The sequence below is a fragment of the Candidatus Vicinibacter proximus genome (assembly GCA_016713905.1).
Classification (GTDB): Bacteria; Bacteroidota; Bacteroidia; order Chitinophagales; family Saprospiraceae; genus Vicinibacter; species Vicinibacter proximus.
In genome coordinates this window covers 114,586-138,682 of record JADJOE010000001.1, presented here as the reverse complement: position 1 = coordinate 138,682, position 24,097 = coordinate 114,586, and the positions used below count along the sequence as shown (strand labels likewise).

Annotated in this window: 20 protein-coding genes; 8 read left to right on the top strand and 12 right to left on the bottom strand. The window is 35.4% G+C overall.

The genetic code is table 11. The annotated features are described in order from the left end of the window. Window positions 1–3: 3 nt before the first annotated feature. The 3 genes from IPJ83_00540 to IPJ83_00530 all read left to right on the top strand — a co-directional run bounded on the left by IPJ83_00540 (window position 4) and on the right by IPJ83_00530 (window position 2,646). Window positions 4–1,281 carry a bifunctional folylpolyglutamate synthase/dihydrofolate synthase gene (locus IPJ83_00540; GenBank protein ID MBK7879035.1) on the top strand — a complete coding sequence of 426 codons (1,278 nt, stop codon included), beginning with the start codon at window positions 4–6 and terminating at the stop codon, window positions 1,279–1,281. 4 nt (window positions 1,282–1,285) lie between these two features. After that, the gene (locus tag IPJ83_00535; protein MBK7879034.1) at window positions 1,286–1,834 is read left to right on the top strand and encodes a UbiX family flavin prenyltransferase; all 549 of its coding nucleotides are present in this window, start codon (window positions 1,286–1,288) and stop codon (window positions 1,832–1,834) included. Between the two features lie 68 nt (window positions 1,835–1,902). Then, complete coding sequence (locus IPJ83_00530; GenBank protein MBK7879033.1) at window positions 1,903–2,646, top strand: OmpA family protein; 744 nt, start codon at window positions 1,903–1,905, stop codon at window positions 2,644–2,646. A 54-nt stretch (window positions 2,647–2,700) separates the two neighbouring features. Here the strand turns inward: IPJ83_00530 and IPJ83_00525 are convergent, their stop codons facing one another. The 3 genes from IPJ83_00525 to IPJ83_00515 all read right to left on the bottom strand — a co-directional run bounded on the left by IPJ83_00525 (window position 2,701) and on the right by IPJ83_00515 (window position 5,833). After that, entirely contained in the window at window positions 2,701–3,660 is a 960-nt protein-coding gene (locus tag IPJ83_00525) for a glycosyltransferase family 2 protein (protein ID MBK7879032.1), read from the bottom strand. 62 nt (window positions 3,661–3,722) lie between these two features. Continuing rightward, on the bottom strand, window positions 3,723–5,012 hold the full coding sequence (locus IPJ83_00520; protein ID MBK7879031.1) for a methionine adenosyltransferase: 1,290 nt from the start codon (window positions 5,010–5,012) through the stop codon (window positions 3,723–3,725). A gap of 137 nt (window positions 5,013–5,149) precedes the next feature. Continuing rightward, a complete protein-coding gene (locus IPJ83_00515; protein MBK7879030.1) occupies window positions 5,150–5,833 on the bottom strand; it encodes a hypothetical protein in 684 nt (227 codons plus the stop codon). A gap of 84 nt (window positions 5,834–5,917) precedes the next feature. Here IPJ83_00515 and IPJ83_00510 point away from each other — a divergent pair, with 84 nt between their 5' ends. Further along, window positions 5,918–6,520, top strand: a complete 603-nt coding sequence (locus tag IPJ83_00510; GenBank protein ID MBK7879029.1) for a DUF937 domain-containing protein — start codon at window positions 5,918–5,920, stop codon at window positions 6,518–6,520. A gap of 221 nt (window positions 6,521–6,741) precedes the next feature. On the opposite strand, the gene IPJ83_00505 is transcribed toward IPJ83_00510, so the two are convergent. Then, a complete protein-coding gene (locus IPJ83_00505) occupies window positions 6,742–7,374 on the bottom strand; it encodes an OmpA family protein (protein MBK7879028.1) in 633 nt (210 codons plus the stop codon). Between the two features lie 292 nt (window positions 7,375–7,666). Here IPJ83_00505 and IPJ83_00500 point away from each other — a divergent pair, with 292 nt between their 5' ends. Continuing rightward, window positions 7,667–10,966 carry an AAA family ATPase gene (locus tag IPJ83_00500; GenBank protein ID MBK7879027.1) on the top strand — a complete coding sequence of 1,100 codons (3,300 nt, stop codon included), beginning with the start codon at window positions 7,667–7,669 and terminating at the stop codon, window positions 10,964–10,966. A gap of 18 nt (window positions 10,967–10,984) precedes the next feature. Here the strand turns inward: IPJ83_00500 and queE are convergent, their stop codons facing one another. From queE to IPJ83_00470, 6 genes are all read right to left on the bottom strand, one after another. After that, the gene (gene queE / locus IPJ83_00495) at window positions 10,985–11,623 is read right to left on the bottom strand and encodes a 7-carboxy-7-deazaguanine synthase (protein MBK7879026.1); all 639 of its coding nucleotides are present in this window, start codon (window positions 11,621–11,623) and stop codon (window positions 10,985–10,987) included. 78 nt (window positions 11,624–11,701) lie between these two features. Then, window positions 11,702–12,955, bottom strand: a complete 1,254-nt coding sequence (locus tag IPJ83_00490; GenBank protein ID MBK7879025.1) for an HAD-IIIA family hydrolase — start codon at window positions 12,953–12,955, stop codon at window positions 11,702–11,704. A 10-nt stretch (window positions 12,956–12,965) separates the two neighbouring features. Beyond that, a complete protein-coding gene (locus IPJ83_00485; GenBank protein ID MBK7879024.1) occupies window positions 12,966–13,541 on the bottom strand; it encodes a D-sedoheptulose 7-phosphate isomerase in 576 nt (191 codons plus the stop codon). A 1-nt stretch (window position 13,542) separates the two neighbouring features. Next, window positions 13,543–14,571 (bottom strand): dehydrogenase, encoded by a 1,029-nt coding sequence (locus tag IPJ83_00480; GenBank protein MBK7879023.1) that lies wholly within the window; start codon window positions 14,569–14,571, stop codon window positions 13,543–13,545. Continuing rightward, window positions 14,555–15,691, bottom strand: a complete 1,137-nt coding sequence (locus tag IPJ83_00475) for a glycosyltransferase (GenBank protein ID MBK7879022.1) — start codon at window positions 15,689–15,691, stop codon at window positions 14,555–14,557. Before IPJ83_00475 ends, IPJ83_00480 begins: the two co-directional genes overlap by 17 nt. Before the next feature lies 1 nt (window position 15,692). After that, a complete protein-coding gene (locus tag IPJ83_00470) occupies window positions 15,693–16,634 on the bottom strand; it encodes a glycosyltransferase family 2 protein (protein ID MBK7879021.1) in 942 nt (313 codons plus the stop codon). 174 nt (window positions 16,635–16,808) lie between these two features. On the opposite strand from IPJ83_00470, the gene IPJ83_00465 reads away from it, so the two are divergent. Next, window positions 16,809–17,522: a DUF4197 domain-containing protein gene (locus IPJ83_00465; GenBank protein ID MBK7879020.1), complete on the top strand. Its 714-nt coding sequence runs from the start codon at window positions 16,809–16,811 to the stop codon at window positions 17,520–17,522. Between the two features lie 57 nt (window positions 17,523–17,579). Here IPJ83_00465 and IPJ83_00460 read toward each other — a convergent pair whose 3' ends face one another. Beyond that, the gene (locus IPJ83_00460) at window positions 17,580–19,085 is read right to left on the bottom strand and encodes a right-handed parallel beta-helix repeat-containing protein (GenBank protein ID MBK7879019.1); all 1,506 of its coding nucleotides are present in this window, start codon (window positions 19,083–19,085) and stop codon (window positions 17,580–17,582) included. Window positions 19,086–19,135: 50 nt separating this feature from the next. Beyond that, window positions 19,136–22,363: a hypothetical protein gene (locus IPJ83_00455; GenBank protein MBK7879018.1), complete on the bottom strand. Its 3,228-nt coding sequence runs from the start codon at window positions 22,361–22,363 to the stop codon at window positions 19,136–19,138. Between the two features lie 25 nt (window positions 22,364–22,388). Here IPJ83_00455 and IPJ83_00450 point away from each other — a divergent pair, with 25 nt between their 5' ends. Then, on the top strand, window positions 22,389–23,021 hold the full coding sequence (locus IPJ83_00450) for an MBL fold metallo-hydrolase (GenBank protein MBK7879017.1): 633 nt from the start codon (window positions 22,389–22,391) through the stop codon (window positions 23,019–23,021). Between the two features lie 17 nt (window positions 23,022–23,038). After that, window positions 23,039–24,067, top strand: a complete 1,029-nt coding sequence (locus IPJ83_00445; GenBank protein ID MBK7879016.1) for a quinone-dependent dihydroorotate dehydrogenase — start codon at window positions 23,039–23,041, stop codon at window positions 24,065–24,067. Window positions 24,068–24,097 lie beyond the last annotated feature (30 nt).

Genomic DNA, 24,097 nt, shown 5'->3' with positions numbered 1-24,097 from the left:
AATATGAAATATTCTGAGGCTATAAATTATATGTACAGCCAGCTTCCTATGTTCCACCGTATAGGTAAAGAAGCATTGAAAAAAGATCTAACCAATATTAAACAACTTTGCAATTATTTTGAGCATCCTGAAAAAAGTTTGAAGTGCATACACATTGCCGGAACCAACGGTAAAGGTTCAGTTTCTCATATGTTGGCTTCCGTTTTGACAGCCCATGGCTATAAAACCGGACTTTATGTTTCACCTCATTACAGGGATTTCAGGGAAAGAATTAAAATAAATGGTAAATTAATTTCAAAAAGATATGTAAGTGATTTTATATCTGAGCATAAAATTTTTATTGAACAACTTAACCCTTCATTTTTTGAAATTACAGTAGCGCTAGCATTTAAGTACTTCAAAGAACAAGAGGTAGATTATGCAATCATAGAGACAGGTTTAGGGGGAAGATTAGATTCGACGAATATTATTGAACCAATATTGAGTGTAATAACCAATATAACATGGGATCATTCGGATGTGTTAGGGGATAGTTTAGACAAAATTGCCAGAGAGAAAGCAGGAATAATTAAAAAACTGGTCCCGGTAGTTATAGGTAGAAAGCAAAAAGAGACCTCAGAGATATTTAAAGAATTTGCAGAATCAAATAAAAGTAATATTTATTTTGCAGAAGATATAGTCACTTTGGATCATGAACAAAATGCTGAAGAAGAAATTGATTTAATACATGTAAGGGGAAAGTTTAAATTCGCCCCTGACCTAAAAGGTCCTTATCAGCTGGAGAATTATCGAACAGCATTTGCAGCAATAGTCATCCTTCAAAAATTAAATATTTTACCCAATGATTTGGATAAAGTAAAAGATGGTTTTGAACATGTTAAATTATATTCATCGATTATTGGAAGATGGGAATTAAGAAGTGGGGAAATAGATGAATTATATGACTCTGCGCACAATGAGGATGGGGTAAGACAATTGGTCACATGGCTTTCCATGCAAACCTACCAGAAAGTGCATATTGTATGTGGATTTGTAAAGGACAAAGATCTGCAAAAGGTACTGGAGCAATTTCCTCCTTCTGCTCAATATTATTTTGCGCAGGCTAAAATACCCAGAGCATTGGACGCACAAATTCTTTGTGCAGAAGCAGCTAATTATAATTTAACCGGCAAGGCTTACAAAACAGTAAGTGGGGCGCTAAAAGCCGCAAGAAACAATTCAGAAAAAGGAGACCTGATTATTGTAACAGGCAGTATTTTTATTGTAGCAGAAATTATTTAAAAAGATGAAAATAGTAATTGCCGTATCGGGTTCAAGCGGATCAAGATATGCCAGGATATTGATTGAAAAACTTCAGGGAATGCAAGGACTTGAACTTGCATTGGTGTACAGTCAGCAGGCGATGGTTAATTGGAAATTAGAGAATCCTGATATCGACATTAACTCATATGCAATAAATTCTTTTGGGCCAAGTGATTTTAATGCACCATTTGCTTCCGGATCTGCTCGGTGGGATGGAATGATCGTATGTCCTTGTTCTGCAGGTTTTTTAGCAAAGGTTGCCTCCGGAATTGCAGAAGATCTTATGAGCAGGGCTGCTCAGGTTATGCTTAAGGAAAGAAAAAAACTTGTTTTAGTTTTCAGAGAAACTCCCTTGAGTTTAATACACATTGAAAATATGAAAACGGTTACTCTGGCAGGAGCGATACTATGTCCTGCGATACCATCTTTTTATTCTAATCCAACCACTTTGGATGAGGTTTTAAGTACCGTTACGGATAGGGCCATCGATTTAGTTGGTCTTGACAGCAAATCTTATCGGTGGGGAAAATAGTTTGGTATACAAATTGTGCTATCTTTGTTGATCAATTTTAATTTAATTAAATTTTAATTTATAATCTAATGAAAACCAATTTATTAATTTTATTCCTCAGTTTAAGTTTGGGAATGATCTCATGCGTTTCTTCAAAGAAACACAAAGCCTTGCAGGCAGATTATGAGAATTTGCAAAAAATGTTAGATACTCAAAAATCTAAAGTTACGGATTGCGAAAATTCCAAAATGGATCTTGAAAAACAGTTAGCTAAAGTTAAAGCTGACCTAAGTAGTGCCAACAGTGAGATTAACAAGTTCCAAGGACAGGTTGCCGAACTTGAAAAAATGAACAAAGCCAAAGAAGGTGAAATCCAAAGAATAAAAGATGAGCTGAGAAGTGCATTTTCATCTGTAAATGCTGCTGACCTTACCATCACTCAGGTAGGAGATAAACTTTACGTATCGCTTCCGAACAAGATTTTGTACCGTAAAGGTTCTCAATCTCTGAACAAAAACGGACAGGCAATTTTGAAAAATCTTGCTGAAGTATTTAAGAAGAATGATCATATGAGTATTATCGTAGAGGGTCATGCAGATAAGTCTCTTGTTAAATCTGATGCCCCTTATAAAGATAATTTGGATCTTTCTACTTTGAGGGCTACTAATGTGGTTAGGTATTTAATTTCTCAAAAAGTTAAAGAGAATCAATTGACTGCTGCAGGACGCTCAAACTTTGAACCAACAGGTCAGGGTAACAACGTTGACAGAAGAATTGAGTTTATTATATCTCCGGATGTAACTAAGCTTTATGAGCTTTCTAAGAAGAAATAGTATTTAAAAAATATCTATATTTTATACCCCTTAACTGAAAAGTTAAGGGGTTTTTTATTTTTCTGAAGTGAAAGTTTGTCTTACTCTTCTACTGATCAGATATTCCGGTCTATTTTTAACCTCTTCAAAAATACTACCTAAATATTGCCCAAGGATACCTATACTAAGCAACTGAATACCGCCAAAGAAAATAACACTTATTAGGATTGAAGACCAACCTGTAACAGCCTCGTGGTAAACAAATTTTGAGACCAGAACATAAATAGCCAATAAAAGTCCAATTAGAACACTAATGAATCCAAGATTCATAGCTATCATTAATGGTTTTTTAGAAAAGTACAACAAACCTTTTATCGCTAACTGTAACATCTTTGTGAAGGAGTAGTGAGATTTCCCGGCAAATCTGGCTTCCCTCTCATATAAAAAAGGTAATTGTTTATATCCAACCCAACCCATTAATCCCCTGATGTATTTATTTTTCTCTTTCAGATCCTTGAAAGTGTCGATTACTTGCCGATCAAGTAATCTGAAATCACCCGAATCCAGAGGTAATTCTACATCAGATAGAAAATTTAATAACCGATAGTAAATGCTCGCAGAAATTTTCTTAAACCATCCCTCTTTCTTTCTGGTCACTCTTTGGCCAAAAACAATATTTGCAGATTCCCTAATTGCAAGATTTAACATTTCAGGAATTATTTCAGGAGGATCTTGCAGGTCTGCATCAATAATTACAGCATATTGACCTCTACATTCATGCAGACCTGCTGATAACGCTTGCTGATGGCCAAAGTTTCGGGAAAAATGCAAGACAATAACCCTTTGGTTCTTATGTGCAAAATCATCTAAAATGAAAGGTGTTTGATCGGTACTGCCATCATTTACGAAAATGATTTCAAAACTGAATGCCAAAGGATTCAATAACTTAATCAGCCTTTGGTAGGTTTCTACCAAAACACTTTCTTCATTATAACAGGGGACAATTAACGATAAATATGGATTTTGATCTGACATTAGCCTTCAATGTTTTACGAAGGTAATTCATTGGAACATAAAAAGCTTATGCTAAAAGGGCTTTACTTAATTTTAAAAGCTGCTTTTAAAGTTCTGACCATATCTAACTTTTCCCAGGTAAAAAGTTCAACTTTTACTTTTTTTTGTTTGCCTTCAGGGGAAACAAAGGTTTTTTCGACTACTCGATTTTCCCTTCCCATATGACCATATGAAGCTGTTTCCGAGTAAATTGGATTTCGAAGTTTTAATCTCTGTTCAATGGCAAAAGGTCTTAGGTCAAAGAGTTTTTCGATTTTTTTAGCTATGGCGCCATCACTTAATTTTACCTTAGAAGTTCCATAGGTGTTGATGTAAAGTCCACACGGTTTAGCCACACCAATGGCATAAGATACTTGCACTAGTACTTCATTACAGAGACCGGCTGCTACCATGTTTTTAGCAATATGTCGTGTTGCATAAGCGGCAGAACGATCAACTTTTGAAGGATCTTTTCCGGAAAATGCACCTCCGCCATGTGCCCCTTTACCCCCGTAGGTGTCTACAATAATTTTTCTTCCTGTAAGTCCTGTATCTCCATGTGGACCGCCAATTACAAACTTTCCTGTAGGGTTAATGTGATAAATAATTTGGTCGTTAAATAATTTTTGAATTCCAGCAGGCAGTTTTCGTTTTACCCTTGGAATTAATATGGTTTTTATATCCTCAGCTATTCGATTGAGCATATTTTTTTCTGCTTTTTCAACCGCATTGACACCCTTCCCAGGCAATATGAAATCATCGTGTTGGGTAGAAATAACAATAGTGTCAATTCTTTGAGGTCTGTTGTCATCACTATATTCTATGGTTACCTGACTTTTAGCATCCGGTCTTAGATAAGTCATCAATTTGCCATCATGTCTGATTTTGGCAAGTTCTTCTAACAGAAGATGAGCCAAGCTTAGAGGAAGTGGCATATAGTTTTCTGTTTCATTACTTGCATAGCCAAACATCATTCCTTGATCTCCGGCACCCTGATCAATTTTTTTCTTACGTTCTACGCCCCTGTTGATGTCAGCGGATTGTTCATGGATGGCCGAAAGAATTCCACAGCTATTCGCTTCGAACATATATTCACTCTTGGTATAACCGATTTTACTTATCACATCCCGTACAATTTTTTGTACATCGAGGTAGGTATTGGTTTTAACCTCTCCGGCAACCACCACTTGTCCTGTCGTTACTAAGGTTTCACAGGCTACTTTGGATTCTTTGTCAAAAGCAAGAAAATGATCAATCAGAGCATCTGAAATCTGATCAGCCACTTTGTCAGGATGTCCTTCGGAGACTGATTCAGAGGTAAATAAATATGGCATTATGATATTTTTTTAAATGAGTTGCAAAGATATTATTCTCTACAAAAAGAAGCTAAATTTATATAAGTTCAATACAAATTAAAGGCTTATACAATATAGTGTTTAAAGAAGCTAGCTATTCGATTATAATGATTGACTTAATCAATATATTCAATAATCTGGAGAAACCTCAAATAAAAACTTAACTCGATTACCGTATTTCTTACCGATTGTTCAACGCCCGGACTGGTCGTGTTGGTGCGTGGATCATAATAGCGCACACCCTGTGGTACGAAAATTTGTCTTGAAATATCTGGTGCAATATGAACCTCGAAACCACTTCTCACGAATTTACTCATGGTAAACTCAGTTCCGATTCTTAAGGATACACCATAATTCCAACGTTGAACAAAATCTTTGTATTCCTGATAAAATTCAAATTTAGATTTCAAAGTATACTCACCCCTTAAACCAAGGCCATAGAATGCATTCAATTTACCTTTACGAAAAAACTTTTTCATACCCAGCTCCAGTACCAGATTATGAAAATGCATCCCAAATGTGGATCCTGGAAATAGGTTGCCATTCACATCCACAAATTGATTAATCCTTAGTGCAGACCCCTTAAGGTGATAACCTAATTGACTATACAACACATTTCCTGATTCAGATTCAGAATCAGCAAAAGCATCAACATGATAAATAAACAGTGGTGCACGATCACTTCCTGACCAACGTTGGAGACCTAATCCTGGTCCAGCTTTAACTCCATAACCATTGGCCTGACCAATTAAATTAGTCCAAAACAAAAATGGCAATAAAAATAAAATGACTTTCTTCACCCCACAAAGTTAATCGATTGATGTTTATGGAATTTTTTTTTCTAAATACTTGTTATAGAGTTTTTAATTTAAATAAACCCATGTATGAATTTGAATGATTTACTAAGTCAACACTTACCAGATGAGATGTTGGCACAAATGGCAGGAAAAGCCGGTATCCAGGATCCAAATATCGGCGTAGCAGCTTCTAAAAGTGTGATTAACACCTTGATGCAAGGTCTCCTAAACAACAGTTCTAGTGAATCTGGAGCGGAAGGACTTCTTGGTGCATTAGATAGGGATCACAATGGCAGTATATTGGATGATGTAATGGGTTTTTTAGGAAATTCAGGTCAGGCCGCTCCGACACAAATGACAAATTCCGCAGGTATTTTAGGACATATTCTGGGTTTTAAGCAGCAAAATGTTACAAATGGTATTGGTAAAGTTTTTGGTATGGAGCCTTCTACTGTGTTGAGCCTAATGTCTATGCTTGCCCCAATTGTTATGGGTTTGATAGGGAAAGCTAGGGCAAATAATCAAGTTGATCAAACCAACATCCAGCAAGTATTGGGTTCAACAGTGCAACAGCAAACTGAGCAAAATTCAGGTCTTGGCATTTTTGGAAAATTGTTAGATTCAGACGGTGATGGTAACATCTCAGATGATCTGCTTCAAATGGGAATGAAATTCCTATTAAACAGATAATTAGTCAACCAAAGCAGGCGTTTGTATAATAAGCCTTCAATAGAAAATAATTCCGTTTTTTCGTTTTGAAATGGAATCCTTAAGACCCCTTGAACCACCAAGGGGTCTTTTCAAGTCCAGGCATTGTATTGATTTTTAGATGGTGGCTTCTTCAAAAATAAAAAACCGGAGGTTACATTTAACCTCCGGTTTTTCCAGTAGTAGGTAAAATATATAAATCTTTAAAACAATTGAAGGATGGTTACTTCAATGCGGTCATTAATTTGTCTTCCCTCATAAGTCTTATTATCTCCAACAGGGTATTTTGAACCAAAGCCCTTTATATTAATTCTTTCAGGTTGAATTCCAACAGAAACCAATTGACTCTTGATATACTCAACCCTATCCTGGGTTATTTTTTCATCTTGTTTAGGGTTACCATTGTTGTCCAAATAAGATTCCATTTTGATTCTTAATTTTGGAAAAAGCAACATTATTCTCCCAAGGTCATCTATTTCAAGTCTTGATTTTTCCTTTAGTTTGGCTGTGCGGCCATCCCACCTTATATCTATAAACTTAAATTGTTCTCCATAGTCATAAATTCCATTTTTAATGAAGGTTGTAATTTGCTCTCCAATGTTTCCTTCAACCATTTTAGGCTCAGCCAATTTTTGAAGAGCGGACTTAGTCTCTTCACTCAATGGTGTGGTATACATGAATGAACTATCCGGTGAAATTGACTGTACTGGTGGCTTACTGGAAGATTTTACTCCTTTTTCGTTTTGACGACACTGAAAGATTACCATCAATGTAAAAGCAAGAATCACCTGTATGGCTCCGGCACGTGTAATAATCATTGTAGTTAATTTATTCATGGCTTTTGATATGAAAAGTAAACGAATGTGGATGATATTATGTTTTGCAAATGAATCCAAATTAACAAAATATTAAAATAATAGTTATGATATTTTAATATTACAGAATATTATTCTGAATAATTCTATTGAATTTCAAATTTAATAGCAAATATAATAAATTTATTTAATATGTAAACATTTGTATAAATTGAATTTAAGTTTTTCAAACTGCATGGATAATTTCCAATTTAATGGTCATTTTTGATTTAGAAAATTGACTTATCTTCGGCTGGATTTAAACAATTAAGCTATGAGAGAGCCACTGCATATGAATTGGCCGGAGAAGAGTATATTATTAAATTACCTGAAAAGTACCCAGCCATCTTTAGAATTAAAGGCCCGGATTGACGAATTAGTACTTGAATTGGGGGACTCACGGGATCGATTATTTAATTCATTTAATAGTCGAATTGCATATTTATTTCATAAAAAATGGATAAGTAAAAGGCTTTATCATTTGCTGTTCATTTACCGCCAGAAAATTAATGAATCCGCCTTGTATCCAAATGACGCAATAAATCAAATTGGTGTAACGGTGTTTCTCGAATTGTTAAGTAAATTAAATGGTACTACAATTCCACAGAACCTGGAAGTATTTACGGAATTTGAATTTTATGAAGATTTAAAAGTCCTCAACAAAGGTCAAGGTTCATATAGGGTAAGTTTGCAGCAAATGGATGCAGAAAAAATTTACATTAGTTTAGAGTCCTATGATTTTCAAATGCTTGAGTTACATACAAGTAGAATAGACCCACAATATTTAAACCAGATCAGAAAAGCGATAGCAATTAATGGATTTCCCATACCTGCATATGTGCATCATTTAGAAGATAAAAGTGGATATTGGGTTTTTGAAGACATTGTGATTTTTCCAGATTATCTCGTAGATGTTACTTCAGTTGCAGAATGTTATTCCGAAAAAAATTCTTCATCCCTCAAACATTTTTTCAACCTGTTCCAACCCAGATCAGCTAGTAAAAATATTTTAATAGGAACTACTGTAAATGAATTTCTGGATGAGCTAATTATTAATCCAACTTTGAATTATGAACAATTAGCTTCAGCAGTATTTAATAAATACCCATTGCCTTTATCATTGCTGGAGGAGCAGGAGTATATGGACTATAAAAAAGTAACCAAGGATCATTTTGATAATCTCCAAAAAATAGTTCAAAACCGTTTTGAAGGATTATATGATAAATTGGATGTAGTTCATTTGGAACCAAGCTACTATTCAGACAGTTATGGTATTCAAGGACGATTGGATGTACTATTCGCATCACCTGAAGGAACCCGCAAGATAATAGAATTAAAAAGTGGAAAACCATACAATACGGATTCAAGTGGAATCAATACCAGTCACAAGGGACAGGCATTTCTATATAATCTTTTAACCCAATCTGTATACAAAGACAATCAAAATAGTCCGTGTTACATTTTGTATTCTTCACAAACAATAAATAGTTTACGTCAATCTATACCAAATCATAAAATAAAAAAAGATTTATTAATTGTGCGCAATTCAATTGTGCTGATGCATTATCATCTTGCATTTACCAATCCTGAAAATGGTAGTTTTTTAGACAAGGTTCAACCAGAAATGATTAAAACTCTGGATAGTTTTGTAAAGCGTGACGCAGAAATTTGGATTAAAACATATTGTGCTTTAGATGAATTGGAAAGCAAATATTTTAAGTACTTCTCATATTTTGTTGCCAGAGAACAGCTGATTGCCAAGACTGGATTAAGTGGTTTTACTCAAACTGCAGGATTAGCTTCGCTGTGGTTGTTCAGCAGAGAAGAAAAGGAAATGCAATTTAGTATTCTGGCGGACCTTTTAATTATAGAAATTCAACAAAACGATAATGACGCGCCGGTAATTTCTTTGGAAAATAAGTTTGCACAAAATTTATTGACAAGTTTTAGATTGGGAGACACTTTGGTTTTTTATCCGGAATTTAGTGACAGACAAGGTATATTGTCTCATCAGGTGTATAAATGTACATTAGTTGGTTTAAGTCATTCACATTGTCAAATTCGATTGAGAGGTAGACAATTTGATACAACTTCATTACCACTAAATACTACTTGGAATCTGGAGCCTGATTCGCTTGACAGGTCATTTTTGCACCAGTATGAAAATCTATACGAGTTTGCGCGATCCCCAAAAGTTTATCGGGATAAAGTTTTAGGGCGAATTCCACCTGAGATAACTCCTTATAAAATTTCAAACCATTCAAATTTAGATCCTAATATATCTGGACTTGTTGAAAAAGTTCTTTCTGCTAAGGATTATTTTTTAATATGGGGTCCACCCGGTTCTGGTAAGACCAGTATTGTTATCAGAAATCTGGTAGAGGTATTGATTAATCAAACCCAGGAGAGAATTTTATTGTTGGCTTATACAAACAGAGCAGTAGATGAGATTTGTGAAGCTATTGAATCTATAGATACAAGTGCAGCCTTTGATTTTGTAAGAATAGGTTCAAGATATGCAATTCAAACTAAGTTTCAGAAAAATTTACTTGATTTTCGTTTGAGTGAATTGTCATCAAGAGAAAGAATCAAAAAATTTATTCTGGAGAAAAGAATTTTCACTGCGACAATTGCCTCCATTCAGGGAAAAAAGGAGTTGTTTGATTTAACCAAATTTGATACTGTAATAATTGACGAGGCTTCTCAAATACTAGAACCCAATTTAGTAGGTCTATTGTCAAAATTTAAACGATTCATTCTCATTGGTGATCATTTGCAACTTCCTGCGGTTAGTGCACAACCAGAAACTTCGACTATAATAAAAGATATTGAATTGAATAAGTTAGGCATTAAAAGATCCAGTGATTCATTTTTTGAGCGATTGTTTCATCAGTGTCAAAGTAATGGGTGGACGCAGGCATATGATATGTTGTCTAAGCAAGGCAGAATGCATCAGGATATTATGAAATTGCCTTCCAGATTATTTTACGAGCAAAAACTTGGACTGATGTCTGAGGATAAAAACTCAAGGCAAACAATTCGCTTAAGAGATAAATTTTTAAATGTGAAATCTGGACTTGAAGAAATATTAACTTCAGAACGAACAATTTTTATACCCTCTGAAAACAAAGAAGAAAGTTACTTTGCAAAAACTCATGATTACGAAGCCCAAAAAATAAGTTTTCTGGTAAAAATAATTTATGAGATATATAATAAAAATAATATTTTATGGAATGAGCAAACATGTGGAATCATTACTCCATATAGGGCACAGATATCTAATATCAGAAAGAATCTGGCAATAGAAGGTTTACAGGAACTGCCCATTAAAGTGGATACTGTGGAGCGCTATCAAGGCAGTGCTAGAGATATAGTTATTTATTCAGCTTGTGTACATAGCGTCAGGCAACTTTCGCAACTTAGTAACGAGTCCGTGATCGGTCTGGATAAAAGATTAAATGTAACACTTACGAGAGCAAAGGAGCAAATTATAGTTTTTGGGGATCCTCTTGTGCTTTCGGAATCCTTAATTTATAAAACCTTAATGGATGAATATTTCAATCTTGAATTATAATTTATAAATATTAATTTGCTATCTGATCCCAATTTGTTTATGCGTTTGTAGGCTTAGTCGCCATTTTGGATTTTCTAAGCAGTACTTAATGGCTTTTTGTATATTTTCTAAAATATCAACCCCATCCATCGGTTGAATGTAAAAATATTCGAAATCAAAATTTTGGAAGGAATCAGGCTGTAGATCTTGTTGAGGGAATATAAATTTTAATTCATTGCCTTTCGCAACCAGAATATTTGTGTTTGGCTTCGGACTCAAGCACACCCAATCTACACCTTTTGGTACATTAAAAGTGCCATTGGTTTCAATGGCGATTTCAAAATTATATTTCTTGATTTCGAAGATTAATTCTTCATCTAATTGCAATAGCGGTTCGCCTCCAGTACACACCACGTAGGGTTTGGCTCCGATTTGGTCAGGCCATAAATCTTGAATTTGTTTAGCTAACTCCTTTGCGGATTTATACTTTCCTCCATAGGTACCATCCACACCAACAAAATCCGTATCACAAAAACTACATATTGCTTTTACACGGTCTTCTTCTCTTCCAGTCCAAAGATTGCATCCTGAAAATCTTAAAAATACAGCCGCTCTGCCTGATTGCGCACCTTCCCCCTGAAGAGTATAGAATATTTCTTTTACGGAATATGTCTTCATAAATTAATCTGAATATGTAAATGTGAAATTATTTTACTGAATTTACATTCCAATTATTTTCTTAAATTTTTAGATTTACTATGTTAAATTTGGTAAAACGTGTATTCGGAATTCATGAAAATTTTCCACAGTATATGTTCTAGACATTTCTTCCATATTAAGCTCATTTTTTATTTTGTTGCCGAAACCAACGAAAACCAATCCCCTCTTCTCAGACATCTTCATATCAACAACACTATCTCCGATTAGAACGGATTGTGCAAATAAAAGTTCCGGAAATTGTTGTTTTGCTTGATCTAACATTCCTGGTTTTGGTTTGCGGCATTCACAGGCGTCCTGAACAAGATGAGGACAGTAATATATCTCACTTATAGAAACATCATGTTCTAAAAAGCTTGCTTTCATTTTTTGATGAATACCATCCAAATCAGACTCACTCATCAAACCTTTACCAATGCCTTGCTGGTTGGTGACAATAAAAATGTGTTTAAATTCTTTTGCAATTAAAGGTAATTCAAGGAGTACATCGCCAAGAAATTCAAATTCCCCAATACTTTTTACATAATCCTTTTCTCTCAGGGTGTTAATGACGCCATCTCTATCCAGAAATAAAAATTTATCTTTTTTAATTAAGCTTAAGTGCTCAGGGAGGTACGATTGCGATTTTTCGTAGTCAATAGGTATGCCAATATCGATAAAAGGAACATCTTGGACATCCCCAAATATATTTTCAGTTGAAGCATACCTTTGAAGAATTTCCGTTTCAAACGAAAATATTTCCGGCAACTCAAGGCCTGATAACCAGGATCTGGAAAGGAGATATATACCACCATTAATGAGTCCGTACGATGAAGGCTTTTTTTCAAGAAATTGAATTATTTTATTTTCATCATCCAAAAGGACAGTACCATACCTGTCCGGATATAACATTGGTTTTAATGCTATGGATATATCTGATTTTTTGTATAAATGAAATTTATAAAGACTTTCTATTGAAATGGGATAGAATGTATCCGCATTGAGGATAAAAACATGATCGGAAGTGCATTTTTTTAACGAGAAAAGAATTGCTCCTCCGGTGCCTAAAGGTTTTTCTTCAACACAAAATTCTGCAGGAAGGTTTGGAAATTTTGATTGGATATAGCTTATTACTATTTCATTTTTATAACCCAGGGAAAAAATGAATTTATCTGTTTTTTCTGTGAGCAGATATTGAATTAAATAGTCAAGAAATGGCTTACCATTTACTAAGGCTAAACATTTTGGCGTGTCGGGAATCAAATGCTGAAGCCGCGTTCCAAAACCACCAGCAAGTATGATGCATTCTCTCAATTGTGCGAAATTAGGATTGGAAATACATATCTTCGACCATCTGACAAATGATATGCCCGATCATAATATGGCATTCCTGAATACGAGGTGTATCCTCTGAGGGCATGGCGAGATTTATATCGCATATATCTTTCATGATACCACCTTTACTTCCGGTAAGTCCTATGGTTGCCATACCAATCTTTTTTGCCTCTTCTAAGGCGAGTACAATATTTTTTGAATTACCCGAGGTACTGATTCCAATTAGTACATCCTGAGGATGACCCACACCATGAATGAGACGAGAGTAAACCACATCGTAACTATAGTCATTGGCTACAGCAGTCAAATAGGATGTATTGGTATGCAATGCTTCTGCCGGAAGTGCCTTACGGTCCTGATAAAATCTTCCTGAAAATTCTGCTGCAAGGTGTTGTGCATCTGCTGCGCTACCACCATTCCCGCAAAAGTATATTCTACCACCATTTTGAAGTGAGTGCAGAATTTTATGAGATGCTTCCAGAATTTTAGTTAGTGTTTTTTCATCTTCCAATAATAGTTGTTTAACTTTAATGGAATCAGAAATTATATTTTTGATCTGTTTCATTTTATTGATTGCTTTTCCAACTTCTTACACCTTGTGTTGTAAATTGATATTTCATAAAGTAACCGCCAAAGTCATTAAGTCTCTCCATAACGCGGTATTTTGTATTTAGTGGGCAGTAGAAAAACATAAACCCTCCTCCACCTGCTCCGGAAATCTTACCACCACTCGCTCCCGCATCTTTAGCAGCATGATAAATTGCATCCAGATTGTGGTTAGATATGTTGTCAGCCATTTTCTTTTTTTGCTCAAAACCATAATCCAGAATTTCACCAATCATCTGCAATTTTCCCTTCAACAAGGCATCTTTCATCATTTTACTTTGTTCTTTCAAATGATGCATCGCTTCGATGGAAGAGATTTTCTTTTCCGTGACGTTTTGTTGTTGCGCTGCAATAATGTCGGATGAACTTCGGCTGGTTGCAGTAAAATACAAAACAATATTGTGCTCCAGTTCATTCAAATATTCCTGACGAATTCTTAATGGATTTACGATTACCTGGTCTTCTTTATTGAATTCCATAAAATTGACACCACCAAAAGTGGCAGCATACTGATCTTGTTTTCCTCCGGCCAGACCAAGATCAATTCTTTCTATCTCATAGGCCAGATGGGCAAGGTCATAATCACCAAATGGCAAATTAAGCATCTCTGCAAATGCTTTAATCATGGACACCATTAGCGTAGAGGAGGTTCCAAGACCACTGCCAGGAGGAACATCCATAGAAGTAGTTAGTCTAAGTCCTCTGGAATTTAAAGATCCGTTCTGAAGAAGTCTGTTGTACAATCCACATTGCAAGCCTAAACCCATATTTACAGGAACAGGGGTGCCGGATGGAAACTTGAGAGATTTATTTTGATCTATGGACTTAAACTCTATTACAGGCTCATCCAATAATTCAAGACTCGAATGAGCAAATAAAGATACTGTTGCATTTAATATCGCCCCTCCAAAAAGATCACTATAGGGACTGACATCTGTGCCTCCACCGGCTAGTCCAAGTCTAAAAGGTGCTTTACTTCTCCAAATCATGTTGCAAACTTAAAATACTTGAAATCAAAGCTGGCCAACTTAGTTTCTTTTTTTCTTCCAGTAAATTTTTTTGAAAATGACCAGGGGGATAATCAAAAAAATGCTTAATTGCCGAAGCTATATCTTTAGCGTTTGGTTCACAAACTAGCCCAACTTTTTCATGTGGAACTAACTGCGGTAGTGCTCCAACGTTTGTAACGATCATGGGTTTTTCAAAGTGGTAGGCCAAAGGTGTAACACCACTTTGCGTTGCATTCTTATAAGGTTGGACAACTACATCGCATGAGGATAAATAATACTTTACTTCGCTATCTGCTATAAAATGAGTGCGCAAAATAATTTTATCTTGTACATTTAAAGTTGTGATTAAATCCAAATATGGTTGAGCATCTTCATAAAATTCACCTGCTACAACCAGTTTAATTTCGGAATTTTTCAAAATTGGATCTGCAAAAGCCTTTATCAACAAATCCAGCCCCTTATACTTTCGGATAAAGCCGAAGAATAAAGCAATTTTGGCTGTTTTGGAAATTTCTAGAAAATCCCTTGCACTGGAAACATCTATTTTATCACCAAAATTATCGTAAAGTGGATGATCAACTATTTTGAACTTAGCCTCCGGCTTGAAAGTAAGTAAATCATTATTTACTTTTTCGCTCATGGTAATAAAAGCATGCGGAGATTTTAGAAAATATCTTGTGAACCACTTATCCCCAGGTCTTTTCTCATGCGGTATTACATTATCGGCAATGCAAATAATTCGGGTAAAATTATTTTTTTTTACTCTATTAAGAATGGTCCCCAGACAAGGCCCCATAAAAGGAAGCCAGTACCTTACAATGACAAGATCAGGTTTTTTCTTGCGCAGAAGATTACCAATTCTAATCCAGTTAAATGGATTTATTGAATTTATGCATACTTTAATGTTCAAATTACTTGGAGCCGGCTCATCAGAATATTGCGTTGTTCCAGGAAATAAAAAACCAGGGTATTGCAAGGAGAATGTAAAGATTTCAGCATCCCATCCTGCTTCCATAAAGGCTCTCGTCAGTCTTTCGTCAAATGATGCCAACCCACCTCTTAGAGGGTGCGCGGGCCCTATAATGACAGTGGAAGCCATTTTATCCTAAAGTTTTTGTGATCAGGTAATGGTTCCTTTCACTGGAATTTCTGGAAATTAATTCAGCTATAAAACCAGTCAGAAAAAGTTGAGATCCGATAACCATCATGACCAGACTTATATAAAATGCAGGCCTACCAGCCATGCCGTATACATTGTATGCGTATTTGGTAAAAATCAAATAGCACACAAAACACAGTCCAATAAAAAAGAAGCTCAGCCCTAAAGATCCAAAAAAATGCATAGGTCGCTTGCCAAATCTACCAATAAAAAGAATGGTGGCCAGATCGAGAAAACCATTTAGGAATCGACTCACTCCGAATTTAGAATGACCATATTTCCGAGGCTGGTGGATGACCACTTTTTCCCCCACTTTACGAAATCCAGCCCATTTAGCGATCACAGGAATATAACGGTGCATTTCACCAAACACCTCGATACTTTTAACAACATCTTTTCGATAAGCCTTAAGTCCGCAATTCATATCATGTAATTTGACCCCGCTCATCCACCCTGTGACTCTGTTATAAACTTTGGAAGGAATATTTTTTGTAATTGCATTGTCGTATCTTTTCTTCTTCCATCCGGAAACTAAATCAAAACCTTCTTCTTTAATCATCCTGTACAGTTCCGGAATTTCTTCTGGGGAATCTTGTAAATCAGCATCCAAAGTAATCACAACATCACCTTCACAGGCATGAAAAGCCGTATTCAAGGCTGCAGACTTGCCATAGTTTCTTCGGAATTTAATTGCTTTTGCTATTGTAGGCTGACTTAAGTGAAGTCCTTCCATCACATTCCAGGTATTGTCGGTGCTGCCATCATCTACAAACCAAATTTCGTAACTCAATTCAAGCGGATCCAGTACTTTCTGAATCCAATGCAGCAGCTCAGGTAGTGACTCCTCTTCATTGTATGCCGGAATAACGATGGAAATGTCCATAGACTTTGATTTCAGGTCACAAAGATAAACAGTATCCTAATATATTAAAAAATATTTATATATAAAATCATGTTAGATAAAGATCAAAATCATTATTTGACAATCTTCACATTATTTTAACGGCCATTCTAAAACCCTTGGTCTATTTTTGGAGTCTAATTAGTAAAATAACAAATGAAAAATTTAATATTAGTTTTTGGCATATTTCTAGTTTTCGGGTTTTCATCCTGTGATGCACAATTTGGGAAGCTGCTTAAACAAGTAGGACTGGAAGAGTTAAATACAGATGAGATTGCTGCCGGTTTGAAAGAAGCATTGAGCAAAGGAACCTCTAAAGGTAGTGATCAGTTATCCGTAAAAGATGGTTTTTATAAAAGCATTTACAAGATCTTATTACCTCCTGAAGCCAAAGCCGTTACAGATAAATTAAAGCTTATTCCCGGATTTGATAAAGTGGAAGAAAATATGTTGGAGAAAATTAATCGCGCAGCTGAGGATGCTGCGATCAAGGCCAAGCCAATTTTCCTTTCCGCTATAAAGCAAATGACTATAAAAGATGCATGGAACATCCTTAAAGGGGAAGACAATGCCGCAACTCAATACCTTATGCGCACCACACAAACTGTATTATACGCCGAGTTTAAACCGGTAATCACGGAGTCTCTCAATAAATTTGGTGCTTTAGATTATTGGTCTTCTGCAGTTAATAAATACAATCAGATTCCTTTAGTGAAAAAAGCAAATCCAGATGTAGCAGATCATGTAACAAACAAAGCCCTTGAAGGATTATTCAAAAAAATTGCTGAAGAGGAAAATGACATACGTCATAATTTAGCTTCCCGTACCACAGATTTACTCAAAAAAGTTTTTGCAAAACAGGATAAATAAACCCCTGGATTATTTTGGATCTTACTAGATGATTACAATGTAATTATTGATAGGTTATTATCGGATAAGAATAATCATTGGTTTAACTCTTTTTTCTCCATTATTTAAATTCGGGATCAAAGTGTACCATCCACTTGGAAAATTAGAAATTAAAGCTACAGAAAGATTCGATGCAACACATTTTCCTGAAAAGTCAAATAAGGAAAATTCAAGACCATCTAAATCAGTTCTCAATAATTCACTAAGAAGGCTGGAATATTTATTTTTCTTTTCGAATTTTGTAAGGGTGCCAATTTTTTTCTCATAACAACCAATGTCAAAGTCCTGCCATTGAGGTCTTGCATTACCAATTAAATCATCTTTGACATCATTATATACTAAAGAGCTCCCGGAATTAATGGCTGGTGACATTTCCTGGAGTTCAAAATTCTGCTGATTTATATTTTTAAAAACGGTATTTAAATCAGAGGGTACCAAGATGGAATGTATGTCATTACCAAGAGATTGCCAAAATTTAAGATTCTTACTACAACCATCACTTTCTTCACAGAATTTATCGCTTACCAAATTGTAATCACTTAGAATTTTTTCCTGTGAGTAAATTCCTTTGTCCAAGGCAATTGCACCTTTCCAGGGGTGTAAATTAATAAGGATGTTATTATTTATGAGTATGTTTTTTGAATCGTCTACAATATGAATACACCATCGTCCATCTACCGGAACAAAAATAGTGTTGTTGAATATTTTAACATCTGAACAGCCTTTTGAGGCATCCCCATGAAAAAGAGTAATGCCGGAACCTTCATGATTGTTGTAAATTAAATTGTTTGCAATCAAAGCTCTATTCAATCCCTGAAAATTCAAACCCGCAGCCTTTCTATTTTCAAATACAATATTATGTGTACAAATGATATCTTCACTGTACCCCGGAGTTCCACTGCTTACATCAGGATTGATTTGAATGCCACTTGCTTTATTGTAACTGGATGAATTGTACCGAATGAGAACTCTGTCACTGTTGTTGGATACATAAATACCGTGTTCTCCGTGAGATCTCGTACAAATGTTATGTTCTATCGTAATGTCATCCGTGTATCCTGTAAAAATTCCCCGGAAGCAACTATCGCATTCATTGTTCAGAATCTTTATGTTATTCGCCAGGACCGCACGGATTCCTTCTTTAAGCATTCCATGGATTTTAAATCCTATTATATGAACAAAGTCGTTGTTCTCAATATTGATTCCATTATTTCGATAAAATCCCGAAGTAATCCATACCTTTTTTCCTAAGGCAAGGTAAACAATAGGATTTCCTTGAGACCCACTATTTTTATCTCTGTGGTCGAAACCACTGTAATAACCGTCCAGTACCAAAACACTGTCACCCGCTCTCACAATGTTCGTTGCAGTTTGAATTGTTTTGAATGCAGTATTTGGTGTCAGACCATTATTTGAATCTGCACCCAAAGGAGAGATGTAATAGTTTCTCGAATTGCTTGTTTGTAAAAAAATTATAAAAGAGCTTAGTGTTAAGACGAATTGGTAAATATTTCTTGAACTCATCTTTGATAATTTTTATGTAGGAAATTATTGAAAGTCAGATTGCAAATCTTTTAAAAATCCAATCCCAGTGAAAGATGCGGTAACGGGTTGCTAAAACCATATCGATCAACCGGCCAGGCGTAATCAAATCGAAGAAAATATCCAAATAATGAAGAACGAAGCCCCATTCCCATTCCGGAAATAACGGGATCTCTTTTATAAATGACATCCACAATTACTGCTGGGTTTTGAGCCCTTATTTTAAATTCTTCTGCCTCCTTTATGTTTGGAATCAATCCATTCCAGCTTAGTCCAACATCCGTAAAACAAATGAATTGAAGATTTCTTAAAAAGCTGTTTTTCCAGTTTTGATTGAGAATATATTGAAAAAAAGGAACCCGCAACTCAGTACTGAAGACGGCTGCTGATGAACCTTTCCGTGCCCCAATTGGATGGCCGCGAACTTCAGTTACTTGTTGTGAAAAGGCAAATTCCTGATCGGTGATGGATACAGATTCTGTGCTGTATTTTGGTATCAACCAATTCTCTGTTCCGCCAAGATGATTCAACAATCTTTGTTGTCCAAAAGAAGCATTTAGATAAAAGCGGTTGGCAAATACTGAGTGACGAAGAATGGGTAAGTGATAGCGGGCATCTAAACCAGCAATCAGCAACAAACCCTTAATTGGATTCACCTTAATCCCATCATGCAAGCTTGTATTTATCCTTTTAGCACCTTCAAAGAACAGCTTGATTTGATAGCCTTGTTTTAAATTTAAAGATAGATCCATCGCATCATCAAATACATATTCTATCCGAGTACCAATGCTTTGTATATTTCTACCCAGGCTATCCAGACTTTTAATGTCTGAAGAAAGCAGAAATTGATGGTCATTTCTAATGGTATTGTTTAATCGAAAACTCTGATATGGATCAAGCGCATATTTTAACTGATAGTTGAGGAGAATAGTATTTGAGGCTAATCTCCAGGAATTCAAATTTCCATTTGGAATGTTCTCCCTATCCGATTTCCGGTAAATACCAAAAACATGATCCCATCTTTTTTTATTGTTTTCCAGGAGCACATAGGCTTCAGAGCCAATAAAATCAGTTGGAATTCTGACTCCACCTTCAAGATGATAATTTTCCAGGACTTCTTTAACTCTTATTTTAAATAGAATGCCAATATTAGGAGGGTTATAGTCTGGATTAAAACCTGAATAAGTATTTAATCCACCGAAAAGCAAATCATTATTCAGATCAGCCGAAATTTCTTCAATTCCAAATCTTTTTCGGTAGGCAATGGATAAGTTTGGATTAAATTTTATTATTTCTGAAATCTTATTCTCGTATAAGTTTTCTTTATCTAAGTCGGAATCTTCATAGTTAATCTTTTTCCTATCGAATTCATTAAATATAACTTCTTTTACACCAACCGGGTCACCAAATTTTGAAACAAAAAATGAAATAGTTGAATCTTCTTTAGGCCCTAGAATCGAATCAATAGAAACTAATTCCTTAGGTTTTATTAAAGGTGTTGTAATTTCTGAAATTTGAGGCGCTAATTTTAACTTTTGATCTAAAGTAGTGAGAGAATATTCATATTTATTTCTATATTTTTTATAGATCATCAACATTTTGTTAAGGTCGCCTTTTAAGGATATATTCTCCAATTGATTATCGCTTAGATCATATCTGTTTAAATCTTTTTGAATATAGAAGACAGTTTTTGTTTGAAGTCGACTATGAATCAAATATTCATTTTCATCCAAAATTTGGAAACCATGAATAGAACCATAATTAAAACTTTGGGTTTCATGATGAAAAGTTGTTAGATCATTGAGATTTACACTAAAAAGTTGAAATTTATCCAAGGGCAACAAACTATCCAGTTTATTTAATCTCGATTGTGTATCTGGTCTGTTGGATTGAAAAATTAGTTTCCGAATGTTTCCCGTTTTAATTATTTGTATTTGTAAATCATCATAAATGTCGTCTGTTATTTTTTTGTACGATCTTGAGGGCAAATTGTATAAAAAAATATCTGAAAAACTATTGTTGGTACCAGAAAATATTATATTGTTTGGATCCAGAAATACTACATCATAAATTTCATGTATATCTTCTGGAAGGACAGATGTCATTATTTCTCCCGTTTTAAATTGGAGGAGATGGAGATGAAGTCTATTTCGCTTTTCATTAATAATAAGTTGGAGTCCATTATCTGCATCTTCTGCATAAATTGGATAAATCCTGTCCGGGATATTTATTTTATTTCGATGTCCTGATTTGTAGATGGTCTTTAAAGTATTTTTTTCTGTATTCAGTAAACGAATTCTTTTTCGGTTGTTTTGGTTGGTAGCTAAATAGAAGGTGTGATGCAATTCACTGTAACCGCAGGAAATGATTTTTTCTTCCTTTTTTAATTTTAATCTAACATGTTTTTCCTTTTTGTGATTTAAAGTTTGTAGTTCTCTTGTGTAATATTTTTTCCATTGGGCGAATAATGCTTTTAAGTCTTGTTGAAAAACCAGTTTTGTGGCTTGGTTAAGGTCCTTTTGAATACGGGTCATATACAACCAGTTTGAAATGGACTTTTCACCAAATTGAGTATTGATAAAATTCCAGAAAGACTTCCCTGCCAGACCCGGATTGCTGTTGTAAAAGCGTTGAAAAGAATTTTTTTGGTTCCATGCCTGTTCCATTTCAAAAAAATCGTCCTCATGCCATCCTTCCCCAAGGTATCCAATCAATCCTGATTCAAACCACCCTGGAAGTTTTAAGGAAATTACTTTTTGCACAACCTCCTGCAGACTTGTTCCCGAAAACATAGAATTGAAATACAATTGAATAATACCCTTTCGTAAAAGGCTCAAACTTTGATTGTGGTCTCCGTTGAAGTAAAGGAGTATTTTCTGATTGTTTATTTTAGGCTCAAGATCCCATGTTTGTGGGGTGAAAGAATTTTGAAGATCAAGGTTGGTTTGATGAAGATCAGACAAATCTGAAAAAATGACCAGTTCGATTTTGTCTTTAGGATGATATTCAAAAAGGCTTCTAATTTTTTCGTTTTCATCCTCCGCGAGGTTTATATAGAATTGTGCTAAATTTCTACTTTTACCATACCAATAGTAGACTATGTTATTGGTTTCATAAATCCACCAATACTGTAAATCATCGTTGTATTGAACTTTATTTTTGCCAAAGACCTCCCTTGCATGCTGAGCTTTCAGGCTTTGCATCCCTAAGAAGAGGCTAACAATGGTAAAAAATACTAAACGATTCAGACAGAATTCCATTAATTTGCTAAAAGTATAACGAAATATGGAATTACACTGTTTTACGGTCAATCCTTTTTATCAGAATACCTACTTGTTTTGGGAAGATCCGGAGCGGGCGGTTATTGTAGATCCGGGGTTTTATACCGTAACTGAAAGAAAAAACTTTCAAAATTTTATAGAGAAACACAAGCTCAGATTAGGGGAACTTATATTGACACATGCCCATATTGACCATATTTTTGGACTAGAGTTCATCTATAAGGAATATGGTTTAAAGCCCCGACTACACAGAAGCGAAATGATGGTTTACAGTATGGCTGCCCAGGTTTCACAAATGTATGGTTTAGAATCTTTTTCCTACCCTGAAGTTGGAGATTGGCTTGAAGAAGGCGGGCAACAGTTTTTTGGGGGAATTGAATTTGATGTTTACTTTACCCCGGGGCACAGTCCGGGCAGTCTTAGTTTTCACTCCTCAGAAAACAAGTTGTTGTTAAGTGGTGATGTGCTGTTTGAAGGTAGCATTGGCAGGACTGATTTGCCTGGAGGTGATCACGAGACATTAATAAAGTCTATTAAAGAAAAATTGTTGCCACTCCCCGTGCAAACCAAGGTTTATTCCGGTCATGGCGGCATCACCACCATTGGTCAGGAAAAGCTCACCAACCCATTTTTATAAACGTGATATTCCGTAATATGATCTGGAAGGTATTAAAGCGCTTCTTTTTTCTTTTTGATCCGGAGAGGGCACATTATTTGTCCATGGATCTCTTGGCTTTTGGGATGAAAATTCCGGTTATTTCGTATTTCTTAAAAAAGTCATTTAAGTTTGAGCATCCCCAACTTAGTAGAGAGGTTGATGGTTTGGTATATAAAAATCCGGTAGGTCTGGCAGCCGGATTTGACAAGGATGGCCGATGGTTAAATTTACTTCAGGATCTTGGCTTTGGTTCGATTGAAGTGGGTACAGTAACACCTTTGCCGCAGGAGGGAAATCCTAAGCCAAGGTTGTTCAGGTTGGTGAAGGATGAGTCTATAATTAATAGAATGGGATTCAACAATGAAGGGGTTGAGAAGCTTGTAAAAAGATTAAAAAAATTCAAGGAGACTAAAAATGTTATCATTGGAGGAAATATCGGTAAGAACAAAGCAACTCCTAATCAAAAGGCAGTGGAGGATTACCTTATCTGTTTCCGGACCTTATTTGATCATGTGGATTATTTTGTAGTAAATGTATCTTCCCCTAATACTGCAAATCTTCGCAGCTTACAGGAGCGGGAACCGCTTTTACATTTACTGAGTGCCATCCAAAAGGAAAATCTTATACATTCAAACCCTAAACCCATTTATCTTAAAATTGCCCCCGACCTCAGTCAAGAGGCTGTAGAAGAAATTATTCAAGTAGTAAAAGAAACAGGAATTAATGGTCTTGTTTTGTGTAATACAACCATAAGAAGACCGGAATATTTAAAGGAAACAGAGCTCTTAAAGGAGACCGGTGGTCTGAGTGGAAAAGCGGTAAGGCCATTTACAGACGAAGTTCTCCAGTGGGTGAGGGCTGAAAAATCCTTTACCATTATTGCTGTCGGAGGAATTCTCGATCCCGAAGATGCGATTAACAAGGTCAAACAAGGGGCAGATTTGATTCAAATTTATTCGGGTATGATTTATAGGGGCCCCTGGATGGTTAGAAAAATTAAAGAAGGTCTGCTTAAAAGACAATAATCCACAGATAATTTGTTTTTTCGTTTATTT

What these genes read in the sequence shown, in the direction of transcription:
- IPJ83_00540 (MBK7879035.1), top strand. Translation starts at nt 4, where the DNA reads ATGAAATATTCTGAGGCTATAAATTATATGTACAGCCAGCTTCCTATG.
- IPJ83_00520 (MBK7879031.1), bottom strand. Translation starts at nt 5,012, where the DNA reads ATGCCATATTTATTTACCTCTGAATCAGTCTCCGAAGGACATCCTGAC.
- IPJ83_00450 (MBK7879017.1), top strand. Translation starts at nt 22,389, where the DNA reads ATGGAATTACACTGTTTTACGGTCAATCCTTTTTATCAGAATACCTAC.
- IPJ83_00535 (MBK7879034.1), top strand. Translation starts at nt 1,286, where the DNA reads ATGAAAATAGTAATTGCCGTATCGGGTTCAAGCGGATCAAGATATGCC.
- IPJ83_00465 (MBK7879020.1), top strand. Translation starts at nt 16,809, where the DNA reads ATGAAAAATTTAATATTAGTTTTTGGCATATTTCTAGTTTTCGGGTTT.
- IPJ83_00510 (MBK7879029.1), top strand. Translation starts at nt 5,918, where the DNA reads ATGAATTTGAATGATTTACTAAGTCAACACTTACCAGATGAGATGTTG.
- IPJ83_00480 (MBK7879023.1), bottom strand. Translation starts at nt 14,571, where the DNA reads ATGATTTGGAGAAGTAAAGCACCTTTTAGACTTGGACTAGCCGGTGGA.
- IPJ83_00505 (MBK7879028.1), bottom strand. Translation starts at nt 7,374, where the DNA reads ATGAATAAATTAACTACAATGATTATTACACGTGCCGGAGCCATACAG.
- IPJ83_00500 (MBK7879027.1), top strand. Translation starts at nt 7,667, where the DNA reads ATGAGAGAGCCACTGCATATGAATTGGCCGGAGAAGAGTATATTATTA.
- queE (MBK7879026.1), bottom strand. Translation starts at nt 11,623, where the DNA reads ATGAAGACATATTCCGTAAAAGAAATATTCTATACTCTTCAGGGGGAA.
- IPJ83_00460 (MBK7879019.1), bottom strand. Translation starts at nt 19,085, where the DNA reads ATGAGTTCAAGAAATATTTACCAATTCGTCTTAACACTAAGCTCTTTT.
- IPJ83_00475 (MBK7879022.1), bottom strand. Translation starts at nt 15,691, where the DNA reads ATGGCTTCCACTGTCATTATAGGGCCCGCGCACCCTCTAAGAGGTGGG.
- IPJ83_00470 (MBK7879021.1), bottom strand. Translation starts at nt 16,634, where the DNA reads ATGGACATTTCCATCGTTATTCCGGCATACAATGAAGAGGAGTCACTA.
- IPJ83_00530 (MBK7879033.1), top strand. Translation starts at nt 1,903, where the DNA reads ATGAAAACCAATTTATTAATTTTATTCCTCAGTTTAAGTTTGGGAATG.
- IPJ83_00445 (MBK7879016.1), top strand. Translation starts at nt 23,039, where the DNA reads ATGATCTGGAAGGTATTAAAGCGCTTCTTTTTTCTTTTTGATCCGGAG.
- IPJ83_00485 (MBK7879024.1), bottom strand. Translation starts at nt 13,541, where the DNA reads ATGAAACAGATCAAAAATATAATTTCTGATTCCATTAAAGTTAAACAA.
- IPJ83_00455 (MBK7879018.1), bottom strand. Translation starts at nt 22,363, where the DNA reads ATGGAATTCTGTCTGAATCGTTTAGTATTTTTTACCATTGTTAGCCTC.
- IPJ83_00525 (MBK7879032.1), bottom strand. Translation starts at nt 3,660, where the DNA reads ATGTCAGATCAAAATCCATATTTATCGTTAATTGTCCCCTGTTATAAT.